This is a genomic window from Gordonia amicalis (assembly GCF_022059885.1).
GTDB lineage: Bacteria > Actinomycetota > Actinomycetes > Mycobacteriales > Mycobacteriaceae > Gordonia > Gordonia amicalis.
In genome coordinates this window covers 3,365,797-3,386,226 of record NZ_CP091855.1, presented here as the reverse complement: position 1 = coordinate 3,386,226, position 20,430 = coordinate 3,365,797, and the positions used below count along the sequence as shown (strand labels likewise).

Below are 20,430 nucleotides of genomic sequence, written 5' to 3'. Positions count from 1 at the left end.
GCCCGGGAGCGCCCCGTGCAAGGTTGACTGATAGTCGTCTGTGCCTGAGGTAACGTTCATCCCGCATTCGGTGTCGGGGTGCGATTTTCCGGCACTGCGCGTGACGTCACAAGTTCGCCGACGCCTCGTCGAGGTGGGTGGCCCAGTGGGAGGGGACTCATGACCGACCCGTACAACCCGAATCCGTCCCAACCCCAGCAGGGTCAGCCCGATGCCGGTGACAAGACCGAGATCGTGAACACAGGCGGTTCCCCTCAGGGTGGTTCGCAGGCCGACCCCACGACGATGGCGCCCAACCCCGGCTACGGTCAGCCCACGGATCCATACCAGCCTGATCCCTACCAGGCGAATCCCTACCAGCAGAACCCTTACCAGCAGCCGCCGGGTTACGGCGCCGGAGGTCAGGCACCCGGCCAGCCGCCTCACAACCAGCCGACGCAGGTCGGGTACCCGGGCGCACAGCCCGGCCAGTACGGCCAACCGGGCGGTCAGCCCGGATACGGCGGCCCGGCGCAGTACGGACAGCAGCCCTACGGCCAGCCCGACGCCGGTCAATACGGTGCGCCGGGCCAGTACGGGCAGCAACCGTACGGCCAGCCGCAGCAGGCCCCCGGTCTCTACGGCCAGAACCAGGTCGGCGGACCCGACCAGTTCAGCGGTATGGCGACCCCCAAGTCGAACAAGACGCTCCGGACGCTGCTGTTCGCCGGTGGCGGTGCGTTGATCGTGATCGCCGCGATCGTCCTGATCACCGCATTCGTCACACCTGGATGGGCGCCGAAGAATCTCGACCAGCAGGCGGCCCAGGACGGCGTGCAGAAGATCCTGACCGAGGACTACCAGGCCAGCGATGTCAGCAACGTGAAGTGCCCGTCCGGCCAGCGCGTCAAGGAGGGCTCGTCGTTCACCTGCTCGGTGACCGTCGGCGGGCAGGACCAGCAGGTCACCGTCACCTTCATCGACGACGAGGGTCGCTACGAGGTCTCGCGCCCCAGCTGAGCTTCTGCTGGTCGAGTAGGTTCGAGGCGCAGGCCGAGGACGGTATCGAGGCCACCGTCGGTGCAGCTCACCAGCCGAGCGCTTTCGCCAGCCGGCCCACCGACGCGCCGATGCCCAGCTCGTCGACGAGCGCGGCGAGTGCCTCGGGGTCGGCGGGCTCCGACGGCAGCCGGTCAGGTCCGCTGTCGATGGTCTCGGCGTCCGTGCGCACGAACACCACCGTGCGTGCCGCGTCGAGATAGTCGGTGGCCGCGAGCAGCGCCTTGCGTGCCCGCGTCGGAACCGTCGACGACGAATCCCGCGCGGCCGCCTGGAGCGCGTCCAGGCTGCCGAACTCGCTGATCAGTTTCGCCGCGGTCTTCTCACCGATGCCCGGCACACCGGGCAGGCCGTCCGACGCGTCGCCGCGCAGCATCGACATCTCCGCGTAGCCGATCCCGGCGCGATCGGCGGGCACGCCGTACTTCTCGCCGACCTCTGCCGGCCCCATCATCTCGGCCTTCGCCAGTCCGCGTCCCACGTAGAGCACCCGCACCGGCACCGGGTCGTCGGAGACCACCTGCAACAGGTCGCGATCACCGCTGACGACGATCACCGGATCCTGTGCCTCCTCCCAGGCCAGAGTCCCGATGACATCGTCGGCCTCGCAGCCGACCGCACCGGAGGTCGCGATCCCGGCGGCGGCGAGGACGTCCATGATCATGTCGACCTGCGGTGTCAGGGTGTCCGGGACTTCTTCGACGTCGATGGTCAGTGTTCCGGTGACATCAGTGGCGCCGTCTTCGACCGCGACCCGATGTGCCTTGTAGGTCGGGATGAGGGCGGTGCGGAACTCGGGACGCCAGTCGAGGTCGAGGCAGACGACGAGGCGCGTCGGATGTTCGCGCGTCACGAGATTCGCGATCGTGTCGATGAATCCCCGTACCGCGTTGACCGGTCGCCCGTCGGGACTGGTCATCTTCTCGGGCAGGGCGAAGAACGACCGGAACCACAGGCTCGCGCCGTCGAGCAGCATCAACGAATCCGTCACCTCCACACTTTCGCATTGACGGTGTCGCCGCGTCACCACGACCCGCGCTACCGGCGGTAGTCTTCGACCATGGCAGCCACTTCGACCACCGCCGGCTCGGCGGCCCCGCTGTGCGGTGCCCCGCTGTTCGGTTCTGACGTGTACCGCGAACGCATGCGGCGTGCCGCGGAACTCACTCGCGAAGCGGGCCTCGACGCACTGGTGGTGGCCCCCGGTCCCGACCTCCGCTACCTGGTGGGCTCGCGCGCCGAGACCTTCGAACGCCTCACCGCCCTCGTCATCCCCGCGGCCGGTGACCCCAAGCTGGTCATCGCGCGACTCGAGGTGCCGTCGCTGTCTGCTTCGGCGGTAGGGGATCTCGGCATCGAGGTCGCCGACTGGGTCGACGGCGACGATGCCCACGGCCTCGCGCTGGCCGGTCTGTCGCCGAATCCGGCCATCGCGGTGTCGGATTCGATGCCCGCTTTACACGTGATCCCGCTCGCCCGACACACCGGTGCCACACCGCAACTCGCGACTTCCGTGCTGCGCGAGCTCCGGATGACCAAGGACGACGCGGAGATCGAGGCCCTGCGTCGGGCCGGCGCGGCCATCGACCGCGTCCATGCCCGGATGGGCGAGTGGCTTCAGCCCGGACGCACCGAGCGTGAGGTCTCCGACGACATCGCGGCCGCGATCCTCGAGGAGGGGCACACCGAGGCGGCGTTCATCATCGTCGGCTCCGGCCCCAACGGAGCCGATCCCCATCACGAGTTCTCCGACCGTGTCATCGAACGTTCCGACATCGTCGTCATCGACATCGGCGGGCCGGTGGAGCCCGGCTACAACTCCGACTCCACCCGAACCTATTGCTTCGAGACGCCGGCCGCCGACATCGCCGACGCCTACGCGGCGCTCCACGAGGCACAGCGGGCCGCGGTCGCTGCCGTCCGACCCGGGGTCACCGCGGCCTCGATCGACGCGGCCGCCCGCGACCTGCTTCGCGAACGCGGTCTCGCCGACCAGTTCATCCACCGCACCGGACACGGCATCGGCCTCTCGGTTCACGAAGAGCCCTACATCGTGAACGGCAACGACATCGTGCTGCGTCGCGGCATGGCGTTCAGCGTGGAACCCGGGGTGTATTTCTCCGGCCACTGGGGTGCCCGCATCGAGGACATCGTCGTGGTCACCGAGGATGGCTGCGAATCCGTCAACAATCGCCCGCACGAGCTGGTGCAGCTGTAGGTCACGCGCTCCCGCCGCCAGTCGGCCGGCGTGCGCCTCCTCTGCCGGCTCAGACCAGGCAACCCCATGCGGGTTGAGCCGACACCGAGCGTATCGAGGCGTCGCGTCGAAATCCGTCTGCCCGCAGGCTCTGCCGACCGGTTCGGTCAGGGTGGAGGCGAGGTTTCGACGCGGTGGCTCGCTTCGCTCGCTGCCGGCTCAACCAGCGATCCCTAGCGCGCGTCCGTTGGCTGGGGCTGTGTCGGGGTTGATGAGCGGGGCTCGAGACTTTCAGACCAGGCACTCCCACGCGGGTTGAGGTGGCAGGGTTGATGAGCCCGGGCACGTAACTTTCCGACCAGGCGACCCCATGCGGGTTGAGCCGACACCGAGCGTAGCGAGGCGTCGCGTCGAAATCCGTCTGCCCGCAGGCTCTGCCGACCGGTTCGGTCAGGGTGGAGGCGAGGTTTCGACGCGGTGGCTCGCTTCGCTCGCTACCGGCTCAACCAGCGATCCCCGGCGCGCGCCTCCGCTGCTGGCTGGCGGCGCCCATCTCTGCTGGCCGCGTATCGAGGTCATCCGAACAGCGAGGCCGATCCGAGCACTTTCGCCACGCTGATCTCGATGACGACGCGTCGCGGGTTCGGCTTGGGCTGCCGGTACCGCTGCGCGTAGCGCTGTTCCGCCTCGCGGACGCGTTCGGGTTCGCGGCTGACCCGCGCCGGACCCTCCAGGGTCAGCCAGCGCGGGCCGTCGACATTCGTCACCGCCGCATAGCCACCGCGTTCGACGTTGCGCACCTTCTGACTGCCGTCGAAGGTGATGACCCGTGCCAGCCCGGCTTCGGGATCCCAGGTGAAGCCCACCGCGACCGAATGCGGTGTCCCGTCGGCGCGCACCGTCGTGAGGGTGCCGAGATGGCGTTCGGTCAGGAACTCGACAGCGGCAGGGCCGACGTCGGCAGCGGTACGTGACATGGCTGCCACGCTAGCGCCGGTGGGGTGGCCGGGGCGGGCCGGGGCTGGTGCGATACTGCTGTGCATGGCGTCTGACACATCTCCGGGTTCGCTCGTCCTGTTCGGCGGACGGAGTGAGATCGGTGTGGCCACGGCGCAACGCCTGGCCGAGGGCAGGACGGTCGTGCTCGCCGCGCGCCGGCCCGACGACCTCGCCCGAGAGACCGCGCTGCTGCTCGACGCGGGCGCGACGGCCGTCCACACCGTGGCCTTCGACGCCGACGACACCGACAGTCATCCCGGCCTCATCGCCTCCCTGGTCGAGGAGTTCGGACCGATCGGGATCGCGATCATCGCGTTCGGGATTCTCGGCGATCAGGCCCGCGCGGAAGCCGATGTCGCGCATGCCCTGCAGATCGCGCACACGGATTACTACGCACACGTCAGTGTGCTGATCCCGCTCGCCGCCGCGCTGCGAGAACAGGGCTCGGGCACGATCATCGTCTTCTCCTCGGTCGCCGGAATCCGGGTGCGCCGAGCCAACTATGTGTACGGCTCCACCAAGGCCGGCCTCGACGGCTTCGCCAGTGGAATGTCGGATTCGTTGCACGGCACCGGCGTCCGAATGCTGATCGCCCGTCCCGGCTTCGTGATCGGCGCGATGACGAAGGAGCTGATGGAGTCCGGGGTGAAGCCCGCACCCATGTCGAAGACCCCCGACCAGGTCGCCGACGCGGTTGCCCGCGCGTATCGCCGGGGCCGCGGTGAGGTCTGGATCCCGGCGGCGTTGCGGCCGATCTTCTTCGGCATGCGCCTGCTGCCACGCGCGGTCTGGCGGAGACTGCCGCGATGAGATCCACACCGGCCGACTCGGCCGCAGCGCGGTTCGTCATCGTCGGCATCGGTGCCGACGGGTGGCGCGGACTGGCCGACATGTCACGCGACGAACTCCGCGGTGCCGAGGTGATCTACGGTGCACCAAGGCAACTCGCACTCCTCGACGACGGGGCGAACGAGCTCGCCGGCGCGCGGGAGCCGTGGCGGTCGCCGATGTCGGAACACCTCACCGAAGTGCTCGCGAACAGCACCGGACGCACCCACATACTGGCCAGCGGCGATCCGATGTTCCATGGCGTCGGTGCGAGCATCGTCGCCCGTGTGGGGGCCGATCGAGTGCAGGTGTTCCCGGCGGTGTCGAGCGCGAGCCTGGCATGCGCGCGTCTCGGGTGGGACCTTGCCACGACGCGGATCGTCAGTGCCGTGACCGCCGATCCCGAGGTGGTTCTCACCGAGGCCACCGGCGGAGGACGTCTCCTCGTCCTCAGCCGAGACGCCACGACCCCGGTAGCCGTGGCGGACCTCCTCGTGCACAACGGATTCGGCGCCTCGACGCTGACCGTGCTCGAACAACTCGGCGGACCGGACGAGCGCATCCGGTCCGCGTCCGCCGAATCCTGGGCGCACCCTGCCGTCGACCCGCTCAACATCGTGGCGGTCGAGTGCGTCGGACCGCGTCGCAGCCGGATGCCCGGTCGCGAGGACCACACCTACGCCCACGACGGTCAGATCACCAAGTCCACCATCCGGGCGGTCACCGTGGCGGCGCTCGAACCCGCAGGGCCGCAACTCCTCTGGGACATCGGCTCCGGGTCCGGAAGCGTGGCCATCGAATGGCTGCGCGCCGACGAGCGAGGTCGGGCGATCTCCTTCGAACAGAACGCGGACCGCGCCGAACGGCTGACGGGCAACGCGCGCCGGCACGGCGTCGGTCATCGCCTGTCGCTACGAGGCGCCGCGCCCGACGCCCTCGCCGACGCGTCGTCTCCCGATGCGGTGTTCATCGGCGGCGGCCTCGACGACGAGGTCCTGACCGCCGCTTGGAACGCACTGCGACCGTCGGGGCGGATCGTGGTGAACGCCGTCACCGTGGAGAACCAGGAGATCCTTGTCCGGTGGCACGCCGAACGCGGCGGCACCTTGCGGCGTCTGTCCGTGGAGACCGTCGCACCCCTCGGGACCATGACCACCTGGCGGCCGGCGCTGCCGATCATCCAGTGGGCCGCAACCAAAGACGACCCAGCGCAAGAAACGGGGCTCACGTCGTGACCGTCTACTTCATCGGCGCCGGACCCGGTGCGCCCGACCTCATCACGCTGCGCGGCGCGCGGTTGCTGGGAGAGTGCCGCACCTGTCTGTACGCGGGGTCGCTGGTACCCGACGAGTTGCTGGAATCGTGTCCCGGCGATGCCGTCCTCGTCGACACCGCGCGGATGCCGCTGTCCGACATCGTCGACCACATCGTCGCCGCCCACGATCGCGGACACGACGTCGCCCGCCTGCATTCCGGCGACGTGTCGATCTATTCGGCGCTGGCCGAACAGCAACGAGAACTCCGTGCCCGGGGTATTCCGTATGAGATCGTGCCAGGGGTACCGGCCTTCGCCGCGGCCGCCGCTGCGCTCGACACCGAACTGACCGTCCCGGGTGTTGGGCAGAGCCTGCTCATCACCCGCGTGTCGACGCTGTCGACCGACATGCCCGCCGGCGAGGATCTCGCACGTCTCGCCGCGACCGGCGTGACGCTCGCCCTGCATCTGGCCGCCCACCGGGCCGAGCAGATCGTCGATGCGCTGACACCGCACTACGGGCCGGAATGTCCCACGGCGACCGTCTCCTTCGCGAGCCGCCCGAACCAGCAGGTGGTGCGCTGCCCGCTGAATCGACTGCCGGAGACCCTCCAGGCCGCCGACATCCGCAAGACCGCGGTCATCTTCGTCGGCCGGGTCCTCGACGCGGCGGCACATCCCGAGGTCACCGACAGCTACCTGTACTCCCACGCCCGGATGGCCAAACTCCGCGAGACACCGCACCGATGACCGACGAACAGATCCTCATCCTCGGCGGCACCGGCGAGGCCCGGGCGCTGGCAGCGTCCCTGACCGAGGCGGGGTGGTCCGTCATCAGCTCACTCGCCGGGCGCGTCGCCGATCCGCGACTGCCGGTCGGTCCGGTCCGGATCGGCGGCTTCGGCGGTGTCGAAGGATTGCGGGAGTGGCTGCGCGGCAATGGTATTCACGCCGTCGTCGACGCCACCCACCCCTTCGCGGCCACCATCACCCGCAACGCTGCGCAGGCCGCGTCCGACCTCGGTGTGCCGCTGCTCCGCCTGCGTCGTGAACCCTGGGTCCCGACCGAATCCGACCACTGGGTACAGGTACCGGATCTCGCCGCTGCCGCCGACGAGGTACGACGCCGCGGCACGCGAGTTCTTCTGACCACGGGACGTCAGGACGTCGGCGTGTTCGCCGATGTCGATGATGTGTGGTTCCTGATCCGGGTGGTCGATCCGCCGACCTCGGAACTCCCTGCGCGCAGAGAGATCCTGCGTTCGCGCGGGCCCTACGACTACGACTCCGAACTGGCCCTGCTCCGGGAGCACCGGATCGACCTGCTCGTCACCAAGAACAGCGGCGGATCACTCACGAAGGCGAAACTCGACGCCGCCGCAACCCTGGGCATCGAGGTGATCGTCGTCGACCGGCCGACCGAACCCGACGTTCCGGCGGTCTCAGACGTCGCTGCCGCCGAGGCTTGGCTCGAGCGGCTGCTCGGCTGAAACCTGTTCCGGCTCATCGGCCGGAGTGTGCCGTCGGGGCGTGAACACCAGGGGACCCGCGGCCCGGGGCACCACCCGGGTGGCCGAGGAACCGATGAGGAGCAGTGTCCGCATGTCGACGACGTCCGGGTCGAGGTCGGCGACCGTGGTCGTGGTCAGCGTCTGCTCGGGACCGCCCACGTCGCGACCGAGGACGACGACGCGGTCGGGCGAAACCGTCTGCAGAAGAGTGTGTTTGAGGGCTCCGACCTGCCATGCCCGGCTCGCCGATCCGGGGTTGTAGATGGCGATGACCAGGTCGGCTGCCAGGGCGGCACGGATGCGACGGTCGATCACCGACCACGGCTTGAGCCGGTCGGACAGCGAGATCACCGCGAAGTCGTGGCCCAGGGGCGCCCCGACGGCAGCGGCCACCGCGGTGGCCGCTGTGACACCGGGAACAACCCGCACCGGGACGTCGTGCCACTGCGGTTCGGCGGCCACCTCGGCCACCGCGGCCGCCATCGCGAACACGCCGGGATCACCCGACGACACGACCGCCACGCGCGCACCCCGTCGGGCGAGATCGAGTGCGAACTCGGCACGTTCGGACTCGACCCGGTTGTCACTCGCGTGGACGCGCTGACCGGGTCGTGGCGTCACCCGCTTGAGATAGGTCGTATAGCCGACGAGGTCGGTGGCCGTGGCCAGTTCGGTGCGCACCTCCGGCGTGGTCCAACTGTCGTGACCGGGCCCGAGCCCGACGACCACGAGTTCGCCTGGCACCGGCTCCGCCTCGAAGCGTGGATTGTTCCGTCGTCCGGGAATCACGAGGATCGAGAAGTACGGCACCTCAGCCGGATTCACCTCTGATGCGGGAAGCACTCGCTCGACGGTGGTCGAGGCCCGTTCGACATAGAACGCCTCGTCGAGCCGTCCCGCCTCCCGCAACGCCTCTCGCACCCGTTCGAAGGTGCGGCCCAGCTTCATCACCACGACGGCGTCGGCCGACCGGAAACGGAAGAGCAGCTCCTCGGTCGTGGCCGTGCCCGGCACCACCGTGAGTGTCTCGTCGCCCTCGACGAGCGGCACGCCGGTGGCCGCCGACGCCGCGCTGACCGAGGTCACCCCGGGCACGATCTCCGCATCGAAGTGCGGCGAGAGCCGTTTGTGCATGTGCATGTAGGAGCTGTAGAAGAGCGGATCCCCCTCGGCGAGCAGGACCACGTCCCGACCGGCGCGCAGATGGACGGCCAGTCGTTCCGCGCTGTCGGCGTAGAAGTCGTCGAGCGCTCCCTGATAGCCACCGGGATGGTCGGTGGTCTCGGTGGTGACCGGGTACATGAGCCGCTCTTCGGTCTGCCCGTCGCGCAGGTACGGTTCGGCGACCGAGCGTGCGATGCTGTTGCCGTGCCGCGCACAGTGATACGCGACCACGTCGGCCGTGCTGATCACTCGCGCGGCCTTGACGGTCATCAGCTCGCTGTCGCCGGGGCCCAGACCGATTCCCCAGAGCTTGCCCTGATCGCCTGTTCGTAGCTGAGTTGTTTCGTTCACGACTGCAGGCACATTCACTCCTGGGGGGTGGCGAGCGCGTTGACGGCGGCGGCGGTGATCGCCGACCCGCCCCGGCGGCCGGTGACCGTGATGAACTCGAGGTCGGTGCGGGCGGCGAGGGCTTCGCAGGACTCCGCGGCACCGACGAAGCCGACGGGTGCGCCGACGATCGCCGCCGGGCGGGGTGCGCCCTCGTCGATCATGTCGAGCAGTGCGAACAGTGCCGTCGGGGCATTGCCGATCGCGACGACCGCGCCGTCGAGGCGAGGCAACCAGAACTGCAGGGCGGCAGCGGTTCTCGTCGTCCCCATCTCCTCGGCCAGAGCGGGAAGGGTGGGTTCGGAGAGGTGGCAGAGCACGTCGTTGTCGGCGGGCAGCCGCTTGCGGGTGATGCCGGAGGCCACCATCGACGCGTCGCAGAGGATCGGTGCCCCGGCTTCGAGCGCCCCGCGGGCCGCCCGGACGACCCCGGGGGTCGCGACGACGTCGCGCGTGAGGTCGGTCTGTCCGCAGGCGTGGATCATCCGTACGACCACGGTCGCCACGTCAGGGGCGAAGGCGGACAGATCCGACTCCTCCCGGATCGTCGCAAAGGACTGGCGATAGATCGCGGCGCCGTCGCGCAAGTACTCGGTCATGGTGCGCACGAGCCTAGCGGCGACGTCGGTCGTAACCGCCGTCGGGCGTGGCCTGCACCGACAGGTGCGGGCCGGCGGGGGAGCCACAGCGCCGCTCACAACCGACCCAGTGCTCGCGATCGCCCACCGGAAGTCCTGCCTCGACATGCACGAGCAGGTCCTCGCGCACCGGGGCCTGGGCCGATGCACAGCCGGGGGCGCCGACGCAGCAGCTGACCCTCGCCCACGGCGAGTTCGCGTCGAAGATCAGTCCTATCGGCGCGAGAACCCGCACCACGGTCTCGGCGACACCCTCGCCCAGGTCGCAGATGAGGATCTCCCGGTCCGGGGTGAACACGACCGGCGACTCGACCGCGGCGATGAACTCGGCCAGGCGTGCGGGCAGGCGTCCGAGTTCCACGACCGATCCGAGCAACACCGACCCGTCGTCCTGGTCGAACCAGCCGACGATCGGCTCGGTCGGATTCGGTACGGCGTCGTCGTCGGACCCGACAACCGGTGCCAGGTTCGCCGCGACGAGCCGCTCCAGCCGACCCCGGTCCTCGGCGCCCAGGTCACCGATGCGCCACGCGCCCGGAGCCACCTCGTTCAGGCCCGCCGCCACCCCGATCATCGCGTCGACGATCCTGTCGACGCCGTCGACGGATCCGACCGCGACCCCGCCGACGAGGATGTCGGCGACCACGGGCTCCGCCGCGCGCACCACCGCACACGCGTCGGCGCCGCGGTGCCGGATGTCACCTCGGCCGTCGTCGAACCCGAACAGGAAGCGGCCCGAGATCGAGGTCGCCGCGGGATCGGCACGCAGGGCATCGTCGAGAGCGGCGGCCAGTGGACCGGCGTCGGCGATGCCGCCGATGCGCCCGGTCAGTGGGCTCACCTCGATGTTCCGCACCTTGTCGTGTGACGAGCTGGGTGCGAGTCCGGCGGTCACCACGGCGTCGGCCACGGCGCCGACGTCGGTGATCCCGCGCAACTGGAGATTCCCGCGGGCGGTCAGCTCCAGGAACCCGTCGGCGTGGGCGGCCGACGCCTGGGCCAGGGTGGCGAGCTGATCGGACCGGATCCGGCCTCCGGGGAGCCGGATTCGGGCCAGCGCACCGTCCTGCGCCGCGTGGGTGCTGAACACGCCGGGACAGCGGTCCGTGGACTCTCGGATCGCTGTCTCGGGGGCGGGGTCCGGCGCCTCGGTCATCTCACAAGCCTACGACCGGCCCAGGTGAGGGGTTCCCCGACGGGCCGCCGTAGGCTGAGACCCAACCGCGAGCGGGCTGAAGCCGGTGAGAATCCGGCGCGGTCGCGCCACTGTGATGGGTTCCGGTGCTGCCGGGTGCCCCAGCCAGACCAGTCCCTCGCCCACACCTGACACTCCGGGCGCGACAACCCGGCGAGGAGAAACGATGATCCTGCTGCTCTCGACCTCGGACACCGATCTGCTGACCGCGGCGGCCGCGAGCGATGCGAACTCCGAGGTGAGCGTCCGCGGCGCCAATCCTTCGAGGATCCTCGTCGAGGAGATCCCGGCGCTCGCCGCAGATGCGGACCTGATCGTGGTCCGCATCCTGGGCGGTACCCGCGCCTGGGAGGAGGGACTCGCGTCGGTCGAGGCGACCGGTAAGCCGGTCGTGGTCTGTTCGGGCGAACAGCAGCCGGACCCGGACCTGATGGCGCATTCGACGGTGCCGGCCGGTGTCGTCGCCCAGGCCCACGACTATCTCGCCGCCGGCGGCGTCGCGAACATGGTCAACCTGCACCACTTCCTCTCCGACACCGTGCTCTTCACCGGTCACGGGTTCGAACCACCGCAACAGACGCCCGCCTGGGGAATCCTGGAGCGTGGCGCGATCGAAGAGGTGGCCCCCTCGCTCCCTGAGGTGCGAGGAGCGCAAGCGACGAGCCTCGAAGGGCCGACCATCGCGGTGCTCTACTACCGGGCCCAGCACCTGGCCGGCAACACCCGCTACATCGACGCCCTCTGTCGCGCCATCGAGGACCGCGGCGCCCGGCCGTTGCCGGTGTTCTGTGCGTCGTTGCGGACGGCACCCGACGACCTCATCGAGTTGCTCGGCACGGCCGACGCCCTCGTGGTCACCGTCCTGGCCGCCGGGGGAGCGACCCCGGCGACCGCGTCGGCCGGCGGCGACGACGAGGCGTGGAACATCGAACGGCTCGCGGCCCTCGACATCCCGATCCTGCAGGGCCTCTGCCTCACCGGTTCGCGCGCGGACTGGGAGGCGAGCGACGACGGTCTCTCACCGCTCGATGTCGCGACGCAGGTCGCGGTGCCGGAGTTCGACGGCCGGATCATCACGGTCCCGTTCTCCTTCAAGGAGTTCGACGACGACGGCCTGCCGTGGTACCAGCCGGATCCCGAACGCTGTGCCCGGGTGGCGGGTATCGCGGTGTCGCACGCACGGCTGCGCCGGATTCCCGTCGCGGACAAGCGTATCGCCATCATGCTGTCGGCGTACCCGACGAAGCACGCCCGCATCGGCAACGCCGTCGGCCTCGACACCCCGCGCAGCCTGCTCCGGCTTCTCGCCGCGCTGCGTGCGGCCGGCTACGACCTCGGACCGGAATCGGGTCCGGATGCGATACCCGGCCTGGCCGAAGACGATTCGGATGCGCTGATCCACGAGATCATCGCCACCGGCGGACAGGACCCGGACTGGCTGACCGAGGAGACCCTCGCCGCCAATCCGATCCGGCTGCCCGCAGCGGAGTACCGCGCGTGGTTCGACACGCTGCCGGAGGACCTGCGCGGCGCGGTCGTCGAACACTGGGGTGCGGCGCCGGGCGAGCTGTTCGTCGACCGGTCGGCCAACCCTGACGGCGACATCGTCGTCGCCGCACTGACTTTCGGCAACATCGCCATCATGGTGCAGCCGCCGCGCGGTTTCGGAGAGAATCCGGTCGCGATCTACCACGATCCGGATCTGCCCCCGTCGCATCACTATCTGGCGTCGTATCGGTGGATCGCCGCCCAGCAGTCCGACGGACACCTGGCCGGTTTCGGAGCCGACGCGATCGTGCACGTCGGCAAACACGGCAACCTCGAATGGTTGCCGGGCAAGAACCTCGGCATGTCGGCCAACTGCGGAACCGACGCCGCGCTCGGCGACCTCCCGCTCATCTACCCGTTCCTCGTCAACGACCCGGGGGAGGGGACTCAGGCCAAGCGTCGAGCCCACGCGGTGCTCGTCGACCATCTGATCCCGCCGATGGCGCGTGCCGAGTCCTACGGCGACATCGCCCGGCTCGAACAGCTGCTCGACGAACACGCGAACATCTCCGCCCTCGACCCGGCGAAGCTGCCCGCGATCCGCCAGCAGATCTGGACGCTGCTCACCGCCGCGAAGATGGACCACGACCTCGGGCTCACCGAACGTCCCGACGAAGAGGTCTTCGACGACATGCTGCTGCATGTCGACGGCTGGCTGTGCGAGATCAAGGACGTCCAGATCCGCGACGGTCTGCACGTTCTCGGCGAGGCGCCGCGCGACGACGCCGAGGTCGACCTCGTCCTGGCGATGCTGCGCGCCCGGCAGCTGTGGGGCGGCACGTCCGCGCTCCCCGGACTCCGTGAGGCGCTCGGCCTGGTCGAGGACGGGACCGCCGAACGCGGGACCGTGGATGCCGTCGAGGCGCAGGCCCGCGATCTCGTCGCCGCGTGCGCGAAGGACGACTGGTCGCCGGCCGCCGTCGCCGAGGCCACCGCCGGACTGCCCGACGCGGTCGGTGACGTCCTGCGATTCGCGGCCACCGAGGTGGTTCCTCGCCTGCGGCAGACCACCGGCGAGGTGCCTCGCGTACTGCACGCCCTCGACGGCGGCTTCATCCCCGCCGGCCCCAGCGGATCCCCGCTGCGCGGACTGATCAACGTCCTGCCGACCGGCCGCAACTTCTACTCGGTCGACCCGAAGGCCGTGCCCTCGCGGCTGGCGTGGGAGACCGGCCGCGCGATGGCCGACTCGCTGCTGGAGCGCTACGTCGCCGACCACGGTCATCACCCGGCGTCGGTCGGGCTGTCGGTGTGGGGGACGAGTGCGATGCGTACGTCCGGCGACGACGTCGCCGAGGTCCTCGCCCTGCTCGGCGTGATGCCGGTCTGGGATGAGATGTCGCGCCGCGTCGTCGATCTCGAACCGATCGACCTCGCCGAACTCGGGCGCCCGCGCATCGATGTCACCGTCCGCATCTCCGGGTTCTTCCGGGACGCCTTCCCTCATGTGGTGGCGATGCTCGACGACGCGGTCGCGCTTGCCGCTGCCGCCGATGAACCCGACGAGCAGAACTTCGTCGCCGCCCACGTCCGTGCGTCGATGGCCGAACACGGCGACCGTCGTCGCGCCGTCACCCGCGTCTTCGGCTCCAAGCCCGGAACGTACGGTGCCGGAATCCTGCAACTCATCGATTCCCGCGACTGGCGCAGCGACGAGGACCTGGCGCGCGTGTACACGGAGTGGGGCGGCTATGCCTACGGTCGCGGTCTCGACGGTGTGCCCGCGGTCGACGACATGCGCGCCGCCTACAGACGGATCGCGGTGGCCGCCAAGAACACCGACACCCGTGAGCACGACATCGCCGACTCCGACGACTACTTCCAGTATCACGGCGGCATGGTCGCGACCGTGCGCGCGCTGACCGGTACCTCGCCGGAGGCCTACATCGGCGACAGCACCCGGCCCGATTCGGTGCGCACCCGCACGCTGTCCGAGGAGACCGCCCGCGTCTTCCGGGCCCGCGTCGTCAATCCGCGCTGGATCTCGGCGATGCAGCGCCACGGATACAAGGGCGCCTTCGAGATGGCCGCGACCGTCGACTATCTCTTCGGCTACGACGCCACCACCGACGTCGTCGCCGACTGGATGTACGAGAAACTCACCGAGTCCTACGTCCTGGACGAGACCAACCAGGAATTCATGCAGCAGTCCAACCCCTGGGCGCTGCACGGGATCGCCGAACGGCTGCTCGAGGCCGTCGAACGGGACATGTGGCGCGAACCACCCCCCGAACTCCTCGACGCGCTGCGCAACGTCTACCTGCAGACCGAGGGTGACATCGAGGCCCGGGGCGAGACGCCTGCTGGTTGAGCCTCTCGACCCTTCGGGAGAAAAATCGCCGCCTCGTTCGTTACACCGCCAGACCCTGACACCGAGGGTGCCCACAAGGCACCGAAAGACAGGTGAGACGACCATGGCACTCCGCTACTTCGCCGTGTATGCGCTGCTGGAGATCGCCGCCTTCGTGGCGATGGCGGTGACACTCGGGTTCGGCTGGGCGGTGCTGATCAGTATCGCGGCCGGCGTCCTCGGGTTCCTGACGCTGCGCTGGCAGGGCCGCAAGGTCTTCGGCGAGCTCCGGCGGGCGGCCAACAACGAGGTGGACGCCCGGGCCCCGCTCGCCGACACCGCCCTGGTCGCCACGTCGACGATCCTGCTGGTCGTCCCCGGGGTCGTGTCGACCGTCGCAGGCATCCTGCTGCTGTTCCCGCCGACCCGCAAGGTGATGCGTCCGGTCGTGGTGGCCGTGGGAGCGCGGCGGATGGCCACGGCGATGGACCGCGCGGGCCTGTACGCCACCGGCATCTACGGCGGCGGAATCCGCGGAGGTGGCGCGACCGTCGTCGATGGCACGGTTGTCGAGTCGGACACGCCCGAAACAGGCTTCGGCGCGGCATCTCCACAGATGACCACCCCGCAGCTCCCACCCACTCGTTGACCTGGGACCGTCCGCCCTACCCCTCTCGGCCACATTCACTCACGGCAAGGCAGACTGAACGATCGTGGCAACCCAACTGCTTCTCGGCGGTGCCGTGTACTCGGCGGCCGCCCCCGACGCGACCGCGATGGCCATCACCGATGGGGTGGTGGTGTGGGTCGGGACCGATGACGTCGGCCGTGCGCTCCATCCGGATGCGGAGACCGTCGACCTGAACGGGCTGTTCGTCAGCCCGGGTTTCGTCGACTCGCACGTGCATCTCACCTCGACGGGGCTCTCGCTCGACGGTCTCACCCTGAACGAGGCGACCAGCCGGACGCATTGCCTGCGGCTCGTCGAGAAGACCGTTGCCGACGATGCGGCGGCTGGCCACGACGAGGGTGACCTCCTGTGGGGTCTCGGTTGGGACGACTCGACCTGGGCGGGTCCCGAACCCGAGGACGGCCGGTTCCCGACGACCAGCGAACTCGACGCCGCGGTCGGTGGGCGCCCGGTGTACCTGGCTCGCGTCGACGAACACTCTGCCGTTGCTTCCACAGCCCTGCGTCGTCTCGTCCCGGAACTCGCGGACGCCGTCGGCTATCACCCGGAGGAACCGCTCGTCGCTGAGGCGCATCATCTCGTCCGGGGCGCGGCCCGCCTCCTGGTGACGGCCGCCCATCGGGAGCGTGCGCAGCGTCGCGCGCTCGACGTCGCCGCGGCTCACGGCGTCGTCGCCGTCCACGAGAACGGCGGACCCGACATCAGCGGCCTGGACGACTTCCTCGCCCTCGCCGACCTCGACCATCCCGTCGAGATCCGCCGTTACTGGGGACAGGCCGTCACCGACGCCGACCACGCGGCCGAGCTGCTGGCCATCACCCGCGCCGACGCACTCGGTGGCGACCTCTTCATCGACGGCGCGATCGGCTCGCACACCGCCTGGCTCAACGAGCCCTACACCGACGATCCGAGCACCAGCGGCATCAGCTACCTCGACGCCGGCACGATTCGCGATCACCTCCGGGGTTGCACGCTCGCCGGTATCCAGTCCGGCTTCCACGTCATCGGCGACGCCGCCACCGGTGCCGTCGTCGCCGCGCTCACCGAACTCGCCGACGAGCTGGGCACCCCGGCGCTCGCCCGCTGCGCCCATCGGCTCGAGCACGCTGAGATGGTCACCGCCCGCGACGCGGAGGTCCTCGCGCGCTGCGGCGTCATCGCCAGCATGCAGCCGCATTTCGACGCCGAATGGGGCGGCGAGGGCGACCTCTACGACGCCCGGCTCGGCAAGGCCCGCGCCGCCACTCTCAACGACTTTGCCATGCTTGCGAAAACCGGTGTGGCGCTGTCGTTCTCCTCGGACGCACCGGTGACGCCCATCGACCCCTGGTCGACGATTCGGGCCGCCGTCCACCACCACCAGCCGACCAACGCGATCTCGGCCCGCGGCGCCTTCGCGGCGGCGACCCGCGGTGGGTGGCGTGCCGGCGGCATCAACGACGGTCTCACCGGCACCCTGACCCCTGGCGCACCGGCGAGCTATGCGGTGTGGGAGGTCGACGACCTCGTCGTCGCGGGCTCCCACGAGAAGGTGCAGCGCTGGTCCACCGACCCGCGGTCCCGCGTGCCCGCGCTACCGGACGTCTCGCCGGGCGCCGAGCTGCCGCGGTGCGTGCGGACCGTGCATCGCGGACAGGTTCTCTACGACCGGGACGCCGGGTGAACGCCGCAGACACGGCAACGCTTCGCGAGGAGAGACCGGCACGGGGCCGCCGCTTCACCCGCACCTGGGACTGGAGTCTCCGGACCCTGGCCGCGATCGTCGCCGGCGTGGCGATGTGGGCGGCCTTCCCGCCCCGCAACTGGTGGTTCCTCGCGGTCATCGCACTCGGCGTGCTCTTCACCGCGCTCTACGTGCGCCGCCCCCGGGTACGTACCGGGGCGTGGATCGGCTTCGTCTTCGGACTCGCCTTCTTCATCCCGCTGCTGCCGTGGATCGGGGTCTACGTCGGCCCCTTGCCGTGGATCGCGTTGTCGGTGGTGCTGTCCGGATACCTGGCCCTGTTCGGCGCGATCGCGACCCTGACCATGCGACTGCCGGTCCCACCGGTCTGGTTCACCCTCTCCTGGGTGCTGATCGAGGCTCTGCGCTCGGCCTTTCCGTTCGGCGGGTTCCCGTGGGGGAGAGCCGCCTTCAGTCAGGTGGACGGGCCGCTGCTGCCGCTGGCCTCGGTACTCGGCGCACCCGGGCTCTCCGCCGGGGTCGCGCTGTTCGGTGCGGCGGTCGCCTGGCTGCTGACCATCCTCGCCTCCGCGTATCGCCGGTCCGCCCGGTCTGCGGCCGCACCGCTCGGCGGTGACCAGTCCTCGGGGATCGTGCGCGTCGCGACCCTCGCGGTCGCCATCGCGTTGCTCGCACCGGTGGCGGCGATCGCTCTGACACCGGCCACCATCGATCGCACCATCTCGCCGAAGTCCGTGCACATCGGGGCGGTCCAGGGCAACGTGCCGCGCCTCGGTCTGGACTTCAACGCGCAGCGCCGCGCCGTGCTCGACAACCACGTACGCACCACCATGGGCTACGCCGAGGCCATCGACGCCGGCCTCGCCGCCCATCCGGATTTCGTGCTGTGGCCGGAGAACGCATCGGACATCTCGCCGCTCGACAACGAGGACGCCGCCGCCGAGATCACCGCCGCCTCCGAGGCGGTCCGTGCGCCGATCCTCGTCGGCACGCTGCTGCGCAACTCCGACGGCCGTCCCACGAACTCGGTGCTCGTCTGGGACGAGGCGAGGGGGCCGGTCGACCGCTACGACAAGCACATCGTGCAGCCGTTCGGCGAATACCTGCCCTGGCGACCGTTCTTCCGTCTCTTCTCGTCGTATGCGGACATGGCCGGCAACTTCAAGCCCGGCAGCGGCCCGACGGTGGTGGACGTGCCCGGTCGCTCGGGTGAGGTCACCGTGGGCGTGGCCACCTGCTGGGAGGTCGCCTTCGACCGCGCCGCCCGGCAGTCGATCCGCGACGGCGCGCAGATGCTCTACGTCCCGACCAACAATGCGACGTTCGGCCGCACCGAGATGACCTATCAGCAGCTGGCCATGTCGCAGGTTCGTGCCGTCGAGCACGGACGTGCCGTGGTCGTCGCCGCGACCAGCGGTGTGAGCGCGATCATCGACGCCGACGGCTCGATCACCGAGCAGTCCGGCGTCTTCGCCTCGGACGTGCTGACCAGCACCCTGCCGCTGCACGACGACACCACTCTCGCGACCCGCCTCGGGGTGTGGCCGCAGGCACTCGCGATCGTCGTGGCCATGGGCGGCCTTTTGTTTGCACTGGCCTCGCGTACTAGGTTCACACTCAAGCCACGCAGGGACGCCGCACGGGTGTCCGGTGACATTTAAGGAGCTCGATGGCATCGGGGATTGACGCCTCGGCAGGACAACGGCAGTCAGGGGACGTGCCGCAGCCGGTGGTCGGCGCCGACGGAGCGGGCGCATTGGTCGTCGTGCCGACGTTCAACGAGCGCGACAACCTGCCGGTGATCGTCGAACGCCTCCAGGCCGCCCTGCCCGGCGTGCACCTGCTCGTGGTCGACGACTCGAGTCCGGACGGCACCGGCGACGTCGCCGACGAGCTGGCCCGCAAGGACGAGCCGGCCGGCCGCGTGCACGTGATGCATCGCCAGGAGAAGGACGGCCTCGGCAAGGCCTACCTCGCCGGCTTCGCCTGGGGCCTGGGTCGCGACTACCCGGTCATCGTCGAGATGGACGCGGACGGCAGCCACGCCCCCGAGCAGCTGCACCGGCTCTTCGATGCGATCAACGCAGGCGCCGACCTCGTGATCGGGTCCCGGTACGTCTCCGGCGGCAAGCTCGTCAACTGGCCCAAGCACCGCGAGTTCCTCTCCCGCGGGGCCAACACCTACGCGCGACTCGCGCTCGGCGCCAAGGTCCATGACATCACTGCCGGGTTCCGCGCCTACCGACGCTCGGTGCTCGAGAAGATCCAGCTCGATACCGTGGAGTCCGCGGGTTACTGCTTCCAGATCGATCTGGCCTGGCGGACCGTCCAGGCAGGTTTCGACGTCCGCGAGGTGCCGATCACGTTCACCGAACGCGAGCTCGGGGTCTCCAAGATGAGTGGCGGTGTCATGTCGGAGGCCTTCACGATGGTGGCCCGATGGGGCATTCAGAGCCGTCTCGAGCGCCTGGGCATCCTGAAGAACTCCTAGGTCCAACCGGCGACAGACCGGATACAGCGGACACACAGATCGGCCCGGCAGGTGTTCCTGCCGGGCCGATCTGTGTGCGTCAGCTGTTCGGGATCAGTGCGAGATGCCCTTGCGGCGCTGCTTCAGCAGGTCGAGGCGCTCGTTGAGGAGCACCTCGAGCTCTTCCTCGCTACGACGTTCGAGCAGCATGTCCCAGTGGGTGCGCGGCGGCTTCGTCTTCTTCTCCTCGGGCTCGGCGCCCTCGAGGATCGTGCCTTCCATACCGTTCTTGCACGGCCACTTCGACGGCACCTCCGCGTCGTCGGCGAAGGGGACGTCGAAGATCTCACCGTTGTCGGTGCGGTACTGGACGATGCGACGCGGCGCGAGGTCGTGGTCGCGATCGGTCTCGTAGCTCACCGCGCCGAGGCGGCTACCCCGAAGTACTCGATCTGCCATGAAGGGTTCCTCTCAAAGCTTCGTCAGATTTCTCAGTTTTGCCGGATCTATCAGCTGTGTTCACGCGGCGTTC

General features: G+C 69.6%; 17 protein-coding genes. 11 read left to right on the top strand and 6 right to left on the bottom strand.

Translation table 11 applies throughout. The features are described from left to right. The first annotated feature begins 159 nt into the window (after window positions 1-159). Window positions 160-999 carry a DUF4333 domain-containing protein gene (locus IHQ52_RS15475; protein ID WP_096274026.1) on the top strand — a complete coding sequence of 280 codons (840 nt, stop codon included), beginning with the start codon at window positions 160-162 and terminating at the stop codon, window positions 997-999. A 67-nt stretch (window positions 1,000-1,066) separates the two neighbouring features. Here IHQ52_RS15475 and IHQ52_RS15470 read toward each other — a convergent pair whose 3' ends face one another. Further along, entirely contained in the window at window positions 1,067-2,014 is a 948-nt protein-coding gene (locus IHQ52_RS15470) for a 5'-3' exonuclease (RefSeq protein ID WP_096274959.1), read from the bottom strand. 84 nt (window positions 2,015-2,098) lie between these two features. On the opposite strand from IHQ52_RS15470, the gene IHQ52_RS15465 reads away from it, so the two are divergent. Then, a complete protein-coding gene (locus IHQ52_RS15465) occupies window positions 2,099-3,256 on the top strand; it encodes a M24 family metallopeptidase (RefSeq protein WP_096274028.1) in 1,158 nt (385 codons plus the stop codon). 554 nt (window positions 3,257-3,810) lie between these two features. Here IHQ52_RS15465 and IHQ52_RS15460 read toward each other — a convergent pair. After that, window positions 3,811-4,212: a pyridoxamine 5'-phosphate oxidase family protein gene (locus IHQ52_RS15460; protein WP_024498050.1), complete on the bottom strand. Its 402-nt coding sequence runs from the start codon at window positions 4,210-4,212 to the stop codon at window positions 3,811-3,813. A gap of 64 nt (window positions 4,213-4,276) precedes the next feature. Between IHQ52_RS15460 and IHQ52_RS15455 the strand changes: the two genes are divergently transcribed. The 4 genes from IHQ52_RS15455 to IHQ52_RS15440 are packed head-to-tail and all read left to right on the top strand — an operon-like array spanning window position 4,277 to window position 7,807. Then, window positions 4,277-5,044, top strand: a complete 768-nt coding sequence (locus IHQ52_RS15455; RefSeq protein WP_024498049.1) for a decaprenylphospho-beta-D-erythro-pentofuranosid-2-ulose 2-reductase — start codon at window positions 4,277-4,279, stop codon at window positions 5,042-5,044. After that, a complete protein-coding gene (locus IHQ52_RS15450) occupies window positions 5,041-6,297 on the top strand; it encodes a bifunctional cobalt-precorrin-7 (C(5))-methyltransferase/cobalt-precorrin-6B (C(15))-methyltransferase (RefSeq protein ID WP_024498048.1) in 1,257 nt (418 codons plus the stop codon). The genes IHQ52_RS15455 and IHQ52_RS15450 overlap by 4 nt, the downstream gene beginning before the upstream one ends. Further along, a complete protein-coding gene (gene cobM / locus IHQ52_RS15445; protein WP_024498047.1) occupies window positions 6,294-7,067 on the top strand; it encodes a precorrin-4 C(11)-methyltransferase in 774 nt (257 codons plus the stop codon). Before IHQ52_RS15450 ends, cobM begins: the two co-directional genes overlap by 4 nt. Continuing rightward, window positions 7,064-7,807 carry a cobalt-precorrin-6A reductase gene (locus IHQ52_RS15440; protein WP_024498046.1) on the top strand — a complete coding sequence of 248 codons (744 nt, stop codon included), beginning with the start codon at window positions 7,064-7,066 and terminating at the stop codon, window positions 7,805-7,807. Before cobM ends, IHQ52_RS15440 begins: the two co-directional genes overlap by 4 nt. On the opposite strand, the gene cobJ is transcribed toward IHQ52_RS15440, so the two are convergent. The 3 genes from cobJ to IHQ52_RS15425 form a co-directional block, all read right to left on the bottom strand. Continuing rightward, window positions 7,760-9,262, bottom strand: a complete 1,503-nt coding sequence (cobJ, locus tag IHQ52_RS15435) for a precorrin-3B C(17)-methyltransferase (RefSeq protein ID WP_232513127.1) — start codon at window positions 9,260-9,262, stop codon at window positions 7,760-7,762. The genes IHQ52_RS15440 and cobJ overlap by 48 nt on opposite strands. Window positions 9,263-9,357: 95 nt before the next feature. After that, window positions 9,358-9,981, bottom strand: a complete 624-nt coding sequence (locus IHQ52_RS15430) for a precorrin-8X methylmutase (protein WP_024498044.1) — start codon at window positions 9,979-9,981, stop codon at window positions 9,358-9,360. Between the two features lie 13 nt (window positions 9,982-9,994). After that, window positions 9,995-11,176, bottom strand: coding sequence for a nitrite/sulfite reductase (locus IHQ52_RS15425; RefSeq protein WP_024498043.1), 1,182 nt, complete (start codon window positions 11,174-11,176; stop codon window positions 9,995-9,997). 205 nt (window positions 11,177-11,381) lie between these two features. On the opposite strand from IHQ52_RS15425, the gene cobN reads away from it, so the two are divergent. From cobN to IHQ52_RS15400, 5 genes are all read left to right on the top strand, one after another. After that, entirely contained in the window at window positions 11,382-15,074 is a 3,693-nt protein-coding gene (cobN, locus tag IHQ52_RS15420; RefSeq protein ID WP_024498042.1) for a cobaltochelatase subunit CobN, read from the top strand. 103 nt (window positions 15,075-15,177) lie between these two features. Further along, window positions 15,178-15,702 carry an FxsA family protein gene (locus tag IHQ52_RS15415; protein ID WP_024498041.1) on the top strand — a complete coding sequence of 175 codons (525 nt, stop codon included), beginning with the start codon at window positions 15,178-15,180 and terminating at the stop codon, window positions 15,700-15,702. Between the two features lie 64 nt (window positions 15,703-15,766). After that, the gene (locus IHQ52_RS15410; RefSeq protein WP_024498040.1) at window positions 15,767-17,407 is read left to right on the top strand and encodes an amidohydrolase; all 1,641 of its coding nucleotides are present in this window, start codon (window positions 15,767-15,769) and stop codon (window positions 17,405-17,407) included. Then, on the top strand, window positions 17,404-19,089 hold the full coding sequence (lnt, locus tag IHQ52_RS15405) for an apolipoprotein N-acyltransferase (RefSeq protein ID WP_024498039.1): 1,686 nt from the start codon (window positions 17,404-17,406) through the stop codon (window positions 19,087-19,089). The genes IHQ52_RS15410 and lnt overlap by 4 nt, the downstream gene beginning before the upstream one ends. A gap of 8 nt (window positions 19,090-19,097) precedes the next feature. Beyond that, window positions 19,098-19,919: a polyprenol monophosphomannose synthase gene (locus IHQ52_RS15400; RefSeq protein WP_006438401.1), complete on the top strand. Its 822-nt coding sequence runs from the start codon at window positions 19,098-19,100 to the stop codon at window positions 19,917-19,919. A gap of 93 nt (window positions 19,920-20,012) precedes the next feature. Here the strand turns inward: IHQ52_RS15400 and IHQ52_RS15395 are convergent, their stop codons facing one another. Beyond that, on the bottom strand, window positions 20,013-20,357 hold the full coding sequence (locus IHQ52_RS15395) for an RNA polymerase-binding protein RbpA (protein WP_006360373.1): 345 nt from the start codon (window positions 20,355-20,357) through the stop codon (window positions 20,013-20,015). Between the last annotated feature and the right edge of the window lie 73 nt (window positions 20,358-20,430).